Origin of the sequence: Streptomyces sp. WP-1 (assembly GCF_030450125.1) — a bacterium.
In the GTDB taxonomy this organism is placed as follows: domain Bacteria; phylum Actinomycetota; class Actinomycetes; order Streptomycetales; family Streptomycetaceae; genus Streptomyces; species Streptomyces incarnatus.
The window spans coordinates 5,439,680-5,454,241 of record NZ_CP123923.1; the positions used below are offsets into that span (position 1 = coordinate 5,439,680).

Here is a 14,562-nt window from a genome sequence, read left to right on the forward strand (position 1 = left end):
CCGGCGGGTCGATCGGTGCGGCGTGGCGAGAATCCGCCACGATGACAACCCGCCATGCCCGGCCCGCTGTGCGCTCCCGGCGCGCGCACCACACTCTTCCCGACCGCGCACATCATGCACACGACATTTCCGTCGGGCTGTCCCGGCTGGCGATCCGGACGTGGACGAGCACGCGAAGAGCACCTGGACGAGCACGCGAAGAGCACCTGGACGGGCACGCGAAGAGCACCTGGAAGAGGGCGTGGATGAGCAGAGGACCAGTCGGACGCCGGACGGCGCTGCTGTCGGCGGGGCTCGTGCTGGCCGCGGTGCCGGTACCCGGGTCGGCCGCCGCGCAGGGGGTGACGCCGGTGGTGAAGGCCGCGCCGGGGAAGCAGGCCGGGGCCGCCCCGAGGACCGTCACCCTGGTCACCGGCGACAAGGTGACCGTCGCCGACCTCGGACACGGCAGGAAGACCGTCACCGTCGAGCGGCCGCGCGGCGCCACGGGGGCCGTACGGACGCAGACGAGCGACGGCGACGTGACCGTCGTACCGGACGAGGCGCTGCCGTACCTGCGCTCCGGGAGGCTGGACCGGCGGCTGTTCGACGTGAGCGCGCTGATCCGGCAGGGCCTCACCGGCACCCGGGCCGACTCCCTGCCCCTGATCGTCGGTTACGGCGAGGGCACCCGCGTCCCCGCCGCCGCCCCGGCCGGCACCTCCCGCACCCGGAGCCTGCCCAGCGTGCGCGGCGCGGCCGTCGAGGCGGGCAAGGGCCGTACGTTCTGGCGGTCGTTCACGCGCGGTGACGGCGTCGACAAGGTGTGGCTGGACGGGCGGGTCGAGGCCGACATGGCCGAGAGCAACGCCCAGATCGGCACGCGGACCGCGTGGGAGGCCGGGCTGACCGGCAAGGGCGTCACCGTCGCCGTGCTCGACTCCGGCGCCGACCTGACCCACCCCGACCTGGCCGGCCGGATCAGCGAGTCGAAGAGCTTCATCGACGGCGAGGAGGTCGCCGACCGCGACGGGCACGGCACCCATGTCACCTCCACCGTCGGCGGCAGCGGCGCCGCCTCCGACGGCAAGGAGAAGGGCGTGGCGCCGGACGCCACCCTCGCGGTCGGCAAGGTGCTCAGCGACGCGGGCTCGGGCAGCGAGTCGCAGATCATCGCCGGGATGGAGTGGGCCGCGCGGGACGTGCACGCCCGGATCGTCTCGATGAGCCTCGGCTCCAGCGACCCGAGCGACGGCACCGACCCGATGTCCCAGGCGGTCGACAGCCTCTCCCAGGAGACCGGCGCGCTCTTCGTCGTGGCCGCCGGGAACACCGGCGCCCCCTCCTCCATCAGCTCGCCCGGCGCCGCCGACGCCGCCCTGACCGTCGGCGCGGTCGACTCCGCCGACCAGCCCGCCTCCTTCACCAGCGCGGGCCCCCGCGCGGGCGACGACGCCCTCAAGCCCGACCTGTCCGCCCCCGGCGTCGACATCCTCGCCGCCCGCTCCCAACTCACCGACGGCAGCGGCTACTACACGACCATGAGCGGTACGTCGATGGCGACCCCGCACGTCGCCGGGGTGGCCGCGCTGCTCGCGCAGGAGCATCCCGACTGGACCGGTGCCCAGGTGAAGGACGCGCTGATGTCGACCTCCGGGCAACTCGGCGGCTCCGCCTACACGGTGGGCGCCGGACGGGTGAGCGTCCCGGCCGCCGTACAGGCCACGGTGACCGCCACCGGCAGCGCCGACCTCGGCTTCTACCGCTGGCCCTACCCCGCGAACAAGCCGGTCACCCGCACCCTGACCTACACCAACTCGGCCGACCGTCCCGTCCACTTGACCCTCTCGGCGCAGGACGCCCCGGACGGCGTCGCCACCCTCGCCGACTCCGCCCTCACCGTCCCCGCGCACGGCACCGCCACCACCACCGTCACCGGCGACGGCTCCAAGGCGCCGGTCGGCACCACCAGCGGACAGATCGTGGCCACCGACGACACCGGCGCGGTCCGCGCGCACACCGTGTTCGGGCTGGTCAAGGAGGACGAGCGGTACACCCTCACGGTCCACGTCAAGGACCGCGCGGGCGCCCCCACGGCCGCCGACCTCACCGTGCAGCAGCTCGCCCCGGACGCGGACCCCGAGCCGGACCACGTCGGCGACTCCGGCACGCTCAAGCTCCGTCTGAAACCGGGCACATACGCCCTCACCTCCTTCCTCGACGTGCACGGCGGCCACGGCGCCGACTCGCTCGGCCTCGGCTTCCTCGCCGCGCCCGAGGTCACCCTCGACCACGACAGCGAAGTCACCCTCGACGGCACCACGTTGCGCGAGATCAGGGCGGCGGTCCCACGACGCACCGAGACCCACCAGCTCCTCATGGAGTACGACCGCGCCGCGAACGGCGCCCACCTGTCCGGCGCGGTCCAGGTGCCCCTCACCTACGACAGCGTCCTCGCCGCCCCCACACCCCGGGTGACCCGGGGCAGCTTCGAGTACCGCACGGTGTGGCGGCTGGCGAAGCCGCAGCTGGAGGTCAAGGGGATCGGCGAGGCGACCGTCCAGCCGGGCGGCACCCTGACCGCCGGGCGGCGGAGACTCCCGCTGCTGGACGTCGGCGACGGTCCCGTGCCCGCCGCCGCCTCCGGCAAGGCGGTGCTGGCCCACCTCGCCGACGGCGCGGACCCGCGGGCGCTCGCCCGGGCCGCACAGGACGCGGGCGCCGAGGCGCTGTTCGTCACGGACGACGCGCCGGGGCGGCTGATGGACTGGTGGGGCAACGACGACAACACCGACCGCCCGCTGCTGATCGCCACGGTGAACCAGGCGGACGCGGCCCGGCTGCGGGCGTCCTCGACGGCCGACATGACCGGCACGCCCGACTCTCCCTACGTGTACGACCTTTCCGAGGGCCACCCGGGTTCGATCCCCGACCACGACCTCACCTACCGGCCCTCCCCACGCCGACTCGCCGCCCTGCACGTCTCGTTCCACGCGGCACGGCCGGCGAGCGGCGGCGAGTTCCGCTACTCCCTCACCGGCACCTTCCCCGTCGGCATCGGCTTCCAGGAGAACATCGACCTGCCCGCCGAGCGCACCGACTACGTCTCCACCGCCCCCGGCCAGCTGTGGACCGAGTCCGTCACGACCGGCGCGGGCACCCTGGAGGAGCGCGGCGGACCGGTCCACCACCAGGGCGGCAGCCGGACACAGCTGCACTGGTTCCAGCCGGTCTGGCACCCCTGGCTCGGCACCGGGCTCGGCTGGGGCGAGCAGCGCACCGGGAACCAGATCGAGCTGAACACGCCCGGCTGGGGCGACTCCGGCCCCGACCACACCGGGTTCGGCGATGTCTGGGGCGACAGCGGCATGACCCAGACCACGTCCGTCTATCAGGACGGCACCCTCGCCGACAGCGAGTCCGGCTCGACCGCGTTCGTCCGGGACGCGCCGGCCGACGCGCACACGTACCGGGTGGTGACCGACACCGCCCTCGACGCGGAGCACTGGAAGCTCACGACCCAGGGGCACACCGAGTGGACGTTCCGGTCGGCGCGGACACCGGACGACCACGCGACGACGCTGCCGCTGATCAACCTCTCCTGCACCCTCGCCACCGACCTCGCGGGCACGGTGCCCGGCGGGCGACGGCTGCCGGTGACCCTGGGCGCCGGCTATATGGCGGGCGCCACGGGGACGGGCACGCTCGGCGGGGGGCGGCTGGAGGTCTCGTACGACGAGGGCGCGAACTGGAAGCCGGTGACCCTCCGGGGCGCCGGTGCCTCTTGGCACGGCACGCTGGAGGTGCCGGGCGCGGCCACGTCCGTTTCCCTGCGGGCGTCGGCCCGGGACGACCGGGGCGGGTCGGTCGCGCAGGAGATCGTCAGGGCGGTGGGGGTGAGGCGGCCGTAGGGGCGCTCCCGGGCCCGGAGCTTCGAGCGATGCCCCTGATGATCCCCAGCTCCACCAGGTCCTGTGGGCGGATGCGGAGTTGGTCGGCGGTGTTCTCGGTCTCCTCCTGCGGGCGTTTGAGGATGGCCGCCGCCAGTTCCGGGGCGATCACCGAGAAGTAGCTGTCCGGTGTGGCCCAGGTGTTGTCCGGGGCGGCCAAGGCGAGGGCGCCGCCGGAGCCGCCCTCGCCGATCACCAGGGTGGTCACCGGGACCCGCGCCCCGGCCACCGCGCCGAACACCTCGGCGATGGCCGCGCCGGTGCCCTGCCGTTCGGCCTCCGCGTCGTTCGCGGCGCCGGGGGTGTCCACCAGCGTCAGCACCGGCACCCCGAGCCGGTCCGCCAGGCGGATCAGCCGTGCCGCCGTCCGGTACCCGGCGGGCCGCGTCCCCGTCCCGGCCTGCGCGGCGAACGCGACGGTACGGCCGTGATGCTCACCGAACCCGCAGAGGATGCCGTCGGGGTCCATACCGCCGCACCGGTCGCCGCTGACGGGGACGCGGACGGTGAAGTACGCGTCCAAGTAGGCGTGCGCGCGGGGGCGTTCGGGGGAGCGGGCGCGCTGGACGGCGGCCCAGCCGGTGGCGGGCAGGCCGGTGGCGGCGAGAGCCGCGGGGACGGGTGCGGGCGGGGGCCGGCCGTCCGTCGCGGACAGCAGCCGCAGCCACAGCCCCAGGGTCTCCTTCAGGTCCTCCGGCCGTACGACCGCGTCCGCCGCCCCCGCCGCCACCTGGGCCTCGGCCGTGTACGCGGCCGGGTCGGCGTCGGGCGGGCGGACGCGGGAGCCCGCGAAGCCCACCTGGGCGCCGGGGAGGGCGAGGACGACATCCGCGCCGGCGCCCAGGGTGGCCCAGCCGCCGCCGGTGGTGGGGTCGCGCAGGACGGCGATCTGGGGCAGGCCCGCCGCCCGGGTGAGCGCCGCCTGGCGGGCGACCCGCTGGAGCTGGGTCAGCGCGACCATGCCCTCCTGCATCCGGCTGCCCCCGGTCGCGATCAACGGCACGACGGGCAGGCGGTGTTCACGGGCGTGCGCGTAGGCCCCCTCCAGCCGGTCCCCGGTGCGCTCGCCCAGGGAGCCGCCGAGGAAGCCGAACTCGAAGGCGATCAGGACGGCACGGGTGCCCCCGACGGCCGCGGTGCCGCAGACGACGGACTCCTCCTCGCCGGTGCGTTCGGCGGCGCGGGCGCGCGAGGCGTCGTACCCCTGCCAGGAGAGCGGGCCGTCGGGCCGGGACTCCCGTACCGGAGGCGGGAGTTCGGTGAAGGTGCCGTCGTCCGAGACGAGGGCCAGCACCTCGCGCGCGGTGCGCCGCTGATCAGGCATCGGTATCGGTACCGGCCTCGGTGAGGGACCGCTTCATGATCTTGCCCATGTCGTTGCGGGGCAGGACCGCCAGGTGGCGGACGACGCGGGGCCGCTTGTGCGGGGCGAGCCGGCGGGCCACATGGCCGGCCAACTCCTCGACCCCCGGCGGGCTTTCCGGATCCGCCGGGACGATCCAGGCGACGATCCGCTCGCCCAAATCCGCGTCCGGCTCCCCGGTGACCGCCGCCTCCCGGACGCCCGGGTGTTCCAGCAGCGCGTTCTCGATCTCGCCCGCGCCGATCTTGTAACCGCCGCTCTTGATGAGGTCGGTGGCCTTGCGCCCGACGATCCGCACATAGCCGTCCGGCTCGCGCACGGCCATGTCACCGGTGCGGAACCAGCCGTCGGCGGTGAACGCGGCGGCGGTGGCGTCGGGCCGGTTCAGGTACTCGGTGAACAGGTTGGGCCCGCGGACCTGGATCTCCCCGACGCTCTCCCCGTCACGGGCGCCGATCTCGCTCCCGTCCTCCTCCACGAGCCGCAGCTCCACGCCGGGCAACGGCACGCCGACCGTCCCCGCGCGGGCCTCCCCGTCCGCGCGGACGCTGGTGTTCATCAGGGTCTCGGTCATGCCGTACCGCTCGATGACCCGGCGTCCGGTGGCCGCCGCGATCCGCTCGTGGTCGTGGACCGGCAGCGCGGCCGAACCGGAGACCAGCAGCCGGGCCCCGCCGAGTGCCTTGGCCAGTGCGGGGTCGCCGGGGAGGGTCTCGGCGATGCGGTGGTACATCGTCGGCACCCCGAACAGCATGGTCGCGCCGCCGGACAGGGCGCGGGCCACGCCGTCGGTGGAGAACCGTCCCAGGTGCCGCACGGAGCCGCCGCGGCGCAGCGGGCCGAGCATGCCGAGCACGAGCCCGTGCACATGGAAGAGCGGCAGCCCGTGCACCAGCACATCGGCCTCGGTCCACTGCCAGGCGTCGGCGAGCGCGTCGAGGGTGGAGGTGAGGGCGCGGCGGGGGAGCACGGCGCCCTTGGGCGGGCCGGTGGTGCCGGAGGTGTAGACGACGAGGGCGGGGGCGTCGTCGGGGAGTTCGGGGTGCGGGAAGTCGGCGTGGGCGTCGGCGTCGACGTCGGCGCGTTCCAAGTCCCCGAGAGCGACAAGCAGTTGGGTGCCCGGAGCGGCGAGCACGAGGGAGGGGGCGCTGTCGGAGACGATATGGGCCAGCTCCTTCTCCCCGGACTTGGGGTTGAGCGGCACGGCGGCGGCACCGGCGAGCAGCACGCCGACGACGGCGACCACGGTCTCCAGCTCGGGCGTCGCCCAGACGGCCACGCGGTCGCCCCGGCGGACCCGCCGGGCCACCGCCCCGGCGGCGTCCGCGAGCCCGCCGTACGTCAACGACCGCTCGCCGAACGCCACCGCGGCCCGCTCCCGCGACCCACCGACAAGCCCAGGAAAAAGTGACGACACCCCACGCACCCCTTCACGCTCGCGACCATTCAGCCCCTTCCTACACCAGGATCGGCCGGATGCGAGGGCGGCGCCGTCCCTGATGGCCCACCTCACATCCGAGCGAGCCGGGCGGGTGGGCCGGTGGGCCGGTGGGCGGGAGAAGGGCCGGGGCAGCGCCGGGTGCCGATGCGGAGGACGACCCCCTCTCACCCCGTCGCGACGGCCACGTCCGCGACGACGCACGTCACGTTGTCCGGCGCGCCCGCCGCCAGCGCCGCCGACACCAGCTCCTCCGGGCCCGCCGCCGACGCCAGCAGCTCCCTGATCCGCGCGTCCGGGACCGCCTCCGTGAGGCCGTCGGAGCACAGCAGATACCGGTCGCCCGGCAGCGGCTCCTGGAGGCGCAGGTCCGGCACGGGATCCGTGCCGCCGGTCAGCGCCCTGTACAGCAGCAGATCCCGGGGCGAGACCCGGTGGTCCTGCGTGATCCGGTACAGCTCCCCGCCCCGCAGCAGATACGCCCGCGAATCCCCGATGTGCGCGAGCGCCAGCCGGGACCCGGTCCACAGCAGCGCCGTGAGCGTGGTGCCGGCCTCGTCCGTACCGCCCGCGAGGTCCGCCACCGCCAGCCCCGCGGACCGTACCGCGTCCTCCAGCGCCCCGAGCACGCCCAGCTCTCCCAGCTCCCCGTCCACGGGCAGCGCCGCCTCGTCCAGGTGCCGCAGCGCCGCCACCGCCGCCCCGCTCGCCGCGAGCCCCGCGGGCCCGAACCCGTCGGCGACGGCGAGCAGCCTGCGGCCCGCGTAGTGGGTGTCCTGGTTGGCGGGGCGGACGAGCCCGCGGTCGGTGCGCGCGGCGTGCCTCAGCTCCAGCGTCGTCATGGGTTCCCTTCCCGATGCGTCGGTCGTGCCGGTCAGCTGGTCGACGAGGAACGCCGCGAGATCCCGCCGCATCGCCGTCCGCGCCTCGACCCGCGCCCAGTACGCGCCGATCTCCCGGGCGGCCTCGGCCGGTTCCAGCGCGCACACGGCGCGTATCCCGGCGAGCGGCATCCCGAGCCGTCGCAGCCAGGCCACGAGCCGTGCCCGCCCCAACTGCCCGGTGGCGTAGTACCGGTAGCCGGTCTCGGGGTCGACCCGGGCGGGCCGCAGCAGCGCCAGCTCGTCGTACAGCCGAAGCGCCTTCGGCGACAGCCGGCTCACCCTCGCGAACGCCCCGATCGTCAGCAGTTCCATCGCGTCCCCGTTCCTCGTCGTCCACCACCGATGCTGGGGCTTCACCGAAGGGGAAGGTCAAACCCCCTGTACCGGTTCCGGGCCGCTTGTTAGCCTCGCGAGTGTTCGAACGCCGTACGACAGGGAGTCCCGCCGTGCCCCGCATAGCCCTCGCCACCTACGACCCCGGCACCGCCCCGAGCAGGGACGCGGACCTGCCGGTGCTGGTGCGGGCGCTGGACGAGGCCGGTGCGCGGGCGGACGCCCCCTACTGGGACGACCCCGACATCGACTGGTCGGCGTACGACCTGGTCGTCGTCCGCTCCACCTGGGACTACAGCTGGCGCGCGGCGGAGTTCACGGCCTGGCTGGAGCGGGTGGCCCGGGTGACCCGGATCGCCAACCCCGTCGAGGTCATCCGCTGGAACCTCGACAAGCGCTATCTGGGCGAACTGGCCGCGGCCGGTGTCCCCACCGTCCCCACGAGCTATGTCGCCCCAGGTGAGGACGGTGCCCCGGCTCTGCCCACGGACCACGAGTACGTCATCAAGCCGACCTCCGGCGCGGGCGCCCGCTTCGCCGCCCGCTACCCGCCCGCCGAGCACGAGACGGCCGTACGACACCTCGCGCGGATGCACGCCGAGGGCTTCACCGCGATGGTGCAGCCCTACCTCAAGGCCATCGACGTCACCGGCGAACGCGCCCTCCAGTTCTTCGGCGGACGCCTGCTGCACGCGAGCCGCAAGGGCGCCGTCCTTTCCCCGGGCACCCCGTACGACGCCGACAAGGTCGCCCACCCCGACCTCACCCCCTGGCAGCCGACGGACGCCGAACTCACCGTGGCGGAAAAGGCGTTGGCGGCCGTCCCCGGCTCCACCGCGCCCCTCCTCTACGCCCGCGTGGACCTCGCCGACGGCCCGGACGGCGCACCCCGTCTGATGGAACTCGAACTGGTCGAACCGAACCTCTTCCTCTTCCTGCACCCGGACTCCCTGCCCCGGACGGTGGCCGCGATCCTCGCCGAGGCGACGGTCTAGGACCCCCGAGGGCGGACGGCTCCGGTGCGCTGGAGCAGGCCCCAGGTGAACTCGGCGACCATGTCGTGGGGTACGCCCTCCCGGTCGGGCGCGGTGAAGGCGAGGCCCCAGCGGGTGGGGGCGGTGCCCTCCAGGGGGCGGGCCGGGGGGAAGGCGCGGGCGACTTCGTCCACGGTGCGGGACCAGGGGGCGAGGTCCTCCAGGGTGCGCGGGGCGGGGGGTGCGGCGCCGGGTGCTCGTACGAGCCATTCGTTCCATACGGCGCCGTCGGGGCCCACCAGCACCTCGAACCGCAGGTCGGGCCAGAGGGGGAGTGCCCAGCGGCGGGCCTCGCACTCGGCGTCGCCGAGCTCGCGGGGTACGACGCTCTCGGGTTCCCCGAGGACCGACCGGTACCGCGCGGCGGCGCCGCGTGCCCTCGGCGAGCGGACCATCGCCTGCCAGCGCTTGTTGGCCTCCCGCATCTCCCCGATCGACACGCCCAGCGTCCTGCGGGCCTCGGCCACGAGTTCCGGATTGTGATCGGCCATGCGGCGCAGCAGCACCAGCTGAAAATCGAGAGTCACGGTATCCATGGTGCCCGGTGAGTGCCCCGTGAGGGGCGCGGGGAACTGCGTGACGAGCCATGACGCGGTCGGAGCCGGACGACGGGCGGAACCACCCCCTGCGGGCCCCCGTTACTCCGGGACCGTGACGCTCGGCGGAGCCGGGGTCGTCGCTGACACCGCACGGACCGCCGCCAAGTCCTTCGGGTGCCGCAGGGCGGAGGAGATGGCCGCGATGTCCCGGAGGAGCACCGTGGGGTCGGCGTCCCCCCGCACCGCCCGCCCGCCGTTCTCGATCGCGTCCAGGATGCCCACCGCCGCCGATTCCGCACGGGCCCGCGCCTCCGGACGGCCCGCCGCGATCGCCGCCGCGTACGCCCGCTCCGTGAGGTCCGTGTCCATGTGACGGGCGAGCGGCAGCAGGGCGTCGCGGATGTACGTCTCCCGGCGGATCAGCCGAAGCTCCCCCGTGGCCCGCAGCGAGAACCGCGGCCCCGCCCCCGCCCCCGCCGCCGCCCGCAGCACCCGGTACAGCGGCCCCAGCCGGTGGTACGCCAGCCGGACCCGGCACCGGTCGTGCAGGGCCTGCCCGGCGTGCGGGAGGATGAAGCCGGTCGCCAGCAGGATCGCGGACAGCGAGGCCACCGGCGGTGCCAGGTTCGTGCTGAGCCAGTCCGGGTCCCGGCCCGCCCACCGCGCGACCACCGCCGTCACCTTGGCCGCGTCGTACAGCAGGCTCAGCGCGTACCCCCCGCCCAGCAGCCGCAGCCCCCACCGCAGCCACGCGTCCAGCCCCCGGTCCCGTACCCAGTCCCAGATCACCCGGGAACTCAGCGCGCAGGCGAGGGTGTGGGCCAGCAGATAGAGCAGGATCTCCTCGCGCATGAACGGCGTACGGGCGTAGTACGTGTCCAGGTCCCGCACCCGCTCCACCGGCACGTCGGCCAGCAGGAACAGCACCCACAGCGCGACCACCACCAGGGTGTACCCCGACACGATCCACCAGGTCGCCCGCCGGGTGCGCGCCGGCCGCCCGGCCCGCCCGGCGCGGCCGTTGCGCCAGGTGACGATGAACAGCAGCCCCGCCCCGGAGTTCGCGGTGATCAGCGAATAGCACCAGGGCGCCGCGAAGTTGGGCACCCCGGTGAGCACGTTCATCCGGTGGATCATCGACGGCACGCAGAACACGAACACCGTGCAGGCGAACAGGAGCACCCCGCCGACCGCGCGCAGCAGTGGGTCCCGCCACAGCCGGATGATCGTGGGCAGCTTCAGCAGCAGCGCGACGGTCAGCAGCGCCGCCGGGATCCAGAAGGAGATGTACAAGCGGCCGAGCAGCACCGAAGGGTCCAGTGCCAGCGTGCTCACCGCGCCGCTCCGCCCCGCCCGCGATAGCCGAGGGCACGCTGCAAGGGGTCCTGCGGGGTGTCCCCGGACCCGCTGAGCCGGGCCCGGAACAGGGTGGCGAGCCGGTGGCCGAAGTCGTCCGCCTCGGCCTCGTCCGTCTCCCGGGACCCGTTGCGCGCGGCCACCGTGAGCGCCGTGTCCGGCCAGCCGGGCGCGTCCGCGAAGGCGCGGGCCGCCGCGTCACCGGCGAGGTGGTGGTGCCGGTGCCCGGCGTGCAGATGCCACAGCTCATGGCCGAGAATGACCAGTTGCTGCACGTCCTCGGCCCGGTCCTCCACGATGACCAGGTCGAAGTCGGCGAACTCCACCCACAGCCCGGTCACTTCGATCTCGTCCGGGAAGCGCTCGAAGCGCAGCTCCAGCGGCCGTCCGCCGCGCAGCGCGCTCATCTCCTCGCACAGCGCCCGGCACAACCCCCGTACGTCCTGCGGTGCTTCGGGCCGGGCGCGGACCGCCGCGGCCAGTTCCCCGGCGAGGGAACGCATGGCCGTGCCGGAGCCGCCGGGGCGTCGCAGTCGTGCGGTCAGTTGCGCCGCCCGCTGTCGCGCGCCCGCGATGCCCATCCGTTCCCCTTCTTGGCGTCCTTCGCCGCCTCTCGCCGCCGCAGCCCTACGAGCGTACGCGCCGGGATATGCCCTCGTCACGCGATCTCAGGGGCGTGGTTCAAGACACAACCAACCCTCCGGCGGCCTTCCCCAGCAGTGTCAGCCGGACCTCGCCCGGACCCGACAGCGTGGTGAACTCGGACAGCACGGCCAGCGCGAGCGTGTTCTCGCCGCGTGTCCGCAGCACCCCGTTGGGCAGCGCGAACGTGTGCTGCGGGCCCACGTTGTTGATGTACTGCCCCATGTTCCAGCCGTTGAGGAAGATCTGCGCCCGGTAGGCCCGGTACGGGTCGTCCTGGAGCGTCAGCCCGATCGAGGCGTCCACATCGCCGGGCACGGCCAGCCGGAAGGCCGTCCGGTACCAGGTCACCCCCTGGTACCGCTCGGCGCGCGGGAGGGCCACGGACTCCCAGTCGCCGTCCTGGAACCCCGGCAGGTGCCAGCCCGAACGCTCCCCGTGCAGCCCGCCGTTGTTCAGCGGCCCGCGCACCGGGTCGGGGCGGCCCTCGCCCTGGATGCGCCAGCTCACCTTCGGCGACGCTCCCTTGAAGACCGCCGCCGTGAGACCCCGCGCCGCCTTGTGGGTGTCGTCCGACTTGCCGTCCTGGTCGTGCTGCATCCGCCGGACGAGGACGGACAGCACATGCCGGCCGGGGGAGCGCAGCGCGTCGCGCACCGGGAAGGCGGCCGTGTCCGACCAGGTCCCCTTGCGGATCGTGGCGGCGTCCGGCACCGGCATCCGGTGCGTGCCCAGCGGCTCGCCGTCCAGCCACGCCATCAACAGGCCCTGGGTGCCGGTGCTGTAGCCGAGCGCGACCTCGGAGATGCCGCTGGAGTCGTCGAAGACGCCCCGGTACCAGACGTCCCCGTAGTGGAACCCGTAGTCGTCGGCGAACAGCACCGGCTGCCCGTCCGGGACGGCCGAAGTGCTGTACGAGGTCTTCTTGTCCGCCCTCTTCCACTTCGAGTCGTCGTAGCCCGGCCCCACTTCGGGGTTCTCGCGGCGCATCCGCCACTTGCCGAGTGCGGGCAGCCGGACGTCCGGCACGGCGGGCAGCATCGCGGTGGTCATCAGGCTGCCGGACATCGTCACCCGGGTGGCGAGCCTGCGCCCGTTCCACACCAGGCCGGAGATGCCGCGCGGCCCCCACACCTCCACGCTCGTCGGGTCGGTGATGTCACCGGTCAAGTGGACCTCGGAGCCGCGCAGTTCGACGTGGCGCAGCAGCTGGGGGCCGTAGACCAGCAGGGACCCGGACGGGGTGTCGTAGGGGAACAGCCGTACGGAGGTGGCGTCGTCCGCGAAGAGGAGCAGCAGCGGGGTGTCGGCGTCGCCCTTCTCCACCAGCACGCGGATCAGGCCGCTCTGCCCGAGGGGGGCGTTCACATGCAGGCCCGAGTCGTCCACGCCCCAGGCGGCCTCCGGGTCGAGCCGCATGACGTCCGGGTCGGTGTCGCAGGCCAGCACCAGCTCGGCCATCTCGCCCTTGCGGCCGGTGAACACGGCGACGTCCTGCCGCCCGGCGGTCAGGCACATGGTCGGCTGCACGGTCGCGTACTTCAGCTTCCGCCTGCCCAGCGACAGGCCGGTGGCCAGCAGCTTGGCGTCCTTGCCCGGCACGGTGATCCGCACGCGCCCCTCGGCGGTGGGCAGATCGGCGGCCACCGGCTCGGCCGCGTCGTTGCGCGCGATGTACACATGGGCGCCGGTGTCCGGGTTGGTCAGGTGGTAGACCTTCAGCCCCTCGGCGTGCACATCCGCCGCGCGGTCCAGCTTGGCGAAGTCCGGGACGCGTTGCAGCAGATGCCCGAGCTGGTGCATCGGGGCGATCTTCGCGGTGACGTTGCGGGCCTCGTCGATCGCGGCGCCGTAGTCGTACGACGTGTAGACGACCGGCGCGGGCAGCCAGCCCCAGGAGGTGCCGCCGAAGGTCATGTAGACGTTGTGCAGCGTGATGCCGTTGGCGAGGTTGGTCAGGTAGAAGCGGCGCTCGTAGGCGGAGTCCCGGGTGCGGCGGGCCTCGGCGTAGCCCTTGCCGTCGTAGAAGGAACCGCCCCACGGGTCGAACCAGCCGCCGCCGAACTCGGGCACGAACCCGGGCGTGGTCGGCGAGGCACTGGCGCCGCCCTTCGCCCCGCCGGGCCCGAACGTCCCCCAGTCCGGCGGGGTCTGGGACGGCGAGGGGTAGCCGTCGAAGCCGTACAGCCAACCGCCGCGCTCACCACCGGTGTCGAAGGAGCCGGGGGTCCAGTACCCGTTGCGTCCCTTGTCGTTGTGGAAGAGGGGGACGTCGATGCCGTCGGCGCGGACCTTCTTGTACAGGTGGGACATGTAGGCGCGGCTGTCCGCCGAGTCCACGCGCGCGTCGTACTCGTTCTCGATCTGGTAGAGCAGCACGGTGCCCCTGCCCTGCGTGAACAGGTGCTCGCGGGCGATCCGGTTCACGTGTGTCAGCCACTCGTCCACGTGGCCGAGGTACGTCGGGTCGGCGGAGCGGGCCCGGCCCTTCGTCGCGGTCAGCCAGCCGGGGAAACCGCCGCCGTCCACCTCGGCGTTGATGTACGGGCCCGGGCGCAGGATGACGTAGAGCCCGGTCTCGGCGGCCGTGCGCAGGAACAGGTCCAGGTCGCGGACGCCGGAGAAGTCGTACGTGCCCGGGGCGGGGGAGTGGTAGTTCCAGGCGACGTAGACGCTCACCGCGTTGTAGCCGTGCGCGCGCATCTTCTGGAGCACGTCCCGCCACAGGGCGGGGCTCGGCAGCCGGAAGGGGTGCAGTTCGCCCGACCACACGACCAGCCGTCTGCCGTCCACCAGCAGGGAGTAGCGGTCGTACCCGATGGTGTGGTGCTCGCCGTCCGCGCGCGGCGGGGCGGGCGTCGGGCCGGTCGGCACGCTGCGGGCCGCGTACGCCGAGGGCGCCCCGGTCCCGCCGCTGCCGCCCAGGGCGAGGCCGAGCGCGGCCGAGCCGGACAGGGCACTGAAGGTACGTCTGCTGAGCGCCAAGGTGGATCCTCCCGGCGATCTTACGGGGCGCGGGTTCCGGCCATTCTCCACGCGAGGAC

General features: G+C 74.0%; 9 protein-coding genes. 2 read left to right on the top strand and 7 right to left on the bottom strand.

Annotation, left to right across the window (positions count from 1 at the left end; genetic code table 11):
- Positions 1-245 precede the first annotated feature (245 nt).
- Positions 246-3,890, top strand: coding sequence for a S8 family serine peptidase (locus QHG49_RS23975; RefSeq protein WP_301491222.1), 3,645 nt, complete (start codon positions 246-248; stop codon positions 3,888-3,890).
- Here the strand turns inward: QHG49_RS23975 and QHG49_RS23980 are convergent.
- The 3 genes from QHG49_RS23980 to QHG49_RS23990 form a co-directional block, all read right to left on the bottom strand.
- On the bottom strand, positions 3,862-5,253 hold the full coding sequence (locus QHG49_RS23980; RefSeq protein ID WP_301491225.1) for a carboxyl transferase domain-containing protein: 1,392 nt from the start codon (positions 5,251-5,253) through the stop codon (positions 3,862-3,864). The genes QHG49_RS23975 and QHG49_RS23980 overlap by 29 nt on opposite strands.
- Positions 5,246-6,709: an acyl-CoA synthetase gene (locus QHG49_RS23985; protein WP_301491227.1), complete on the bottom strand. Its 1,464-nt coding sequence runs from the start codon at positions 6,707-6,709 to the stop codon at positions 5,246-5,248. Before QHG49_RS23985 ends, QHG49_RS23980 begins: the two co-directional genes overlap by 8 nt.
- Before the next feature lie 188 nt (positions 6,710-6,897).
- Entirely contained in the window at positions 6,898-7,926 is a 1,029-nt protein-coding gene (locus tag QHG49_RS23990) for a MerR family transcriptional regulator (protein WP_301491229.1), read from the bottom strand.
- Positions 7,927-8,060: 134 nt separating this feature from the next.
- On the opposite strand from QHG49_RS23990, the gene QHG49_RS23995 reads away from it, so the two are divergent.
- Positions 8,061-8,942, top strand: a complete 882-nt coding sequence (locus QHG49_RS23995; RefSeq protein ID WP_301491230.1) for a RimK family alpha-L-glutamate ligase — start codon at positions 8,061-8,063, stop codon at positions 8,940-8,942.
- Here the strand turns inward: QHG49_RS23995 and QHG49_RS24000 are convergent.
- The 4 genes from QHG49_RS24000 to QHG49_RS24015 form a co-directional block, all read right to left on the bottom strand.
- Positions 8,939-9,517, bottom strand: a complete 579-nt coding sequence (locus QHG49_RS24000) for a hypothetical protein (RefSeq protein WP_145488369.1) — start codon at positions 9,515-9,517, stop codon at positions 8,939-8,941. The two genes, QHG49_RS23995 and QHG49_RS24000, sit on opposite strands and share 4 nt — an antisense overlap.
- 102 nt (positions 9,518-9,619) lie before the next feature.
- Positions 9,620-10,855, bottom strand: a complete 1,236-nt coding sequence (locus QHG49_RS24005) for an MAB_1171c family putative transporter (RefSeq protein ID WP_301491231.1) — start codon at positions 10,853-10,855, stop codon at positions 9,620-9,622.
- Complete coding sequence (locus QHG49_RS24010) at positions 10,852-11,457, bottom strand: toxin-antitoxin system, toxin component family protein (protein WP_186337880.1); 606 nt, start codon at positions 11,455-11,457, stop codon at positions 10,852-10,854. Before QHG49_RS24010 ends, QHG49_RS24005 begins: the two co-directional genes overlap by 4 nt.
- Before the next feature lie 100 nt (positions 11,458-11,557).
- Entirely contained in the window at positions 11,558-14,503 is a 2,946-nt protein-coding gene (locus tag QHG49_RS24015) for a beta-galactosidase (protein WP_145488373.1), read from the bottom strand.
- Positions 14,504-14,562: the final 59 nt, after the last annotated feature.

Coding starts and splice junctions, on each gene's coding strand:
- QHG49_RS23990 (WP_301491229.1), bottom strand. CDS start 7,926: ATGGAACTGCTGACGATCGGGGCGTTCGCGAGGGTGAGCCGGCTGTCG.
- QHG49_RS23975 (WP_301491222.1), top strand. CDS start 246: ATGAGCAGAGGACCAGTCGGACGCCGGACGGCGCTGCTGTCGGCGGGG.
- QHG49_RS24000 (WP_145488369.1), bottom strand. CDS start 9,517: ATGGATACCGTGACTCTCGATTTTCAGCTGGTGCTGCTGCGCCGCATG.
- QHG49_RS23980 (WP_301491225.1), bottom strand. CDS start 5,253: ATGCCTGATCAGCGGCGCACCGCGCGCGAGGTGCTGGCCCTCGTCTCG.
- QHG49_RS24010 (WP_186337880.1), bottom strand. CDS start 11,457: ATGGGCATCGCGGGCGCGCGACAGCGGGCGGCGCAACTGACCGCACGA.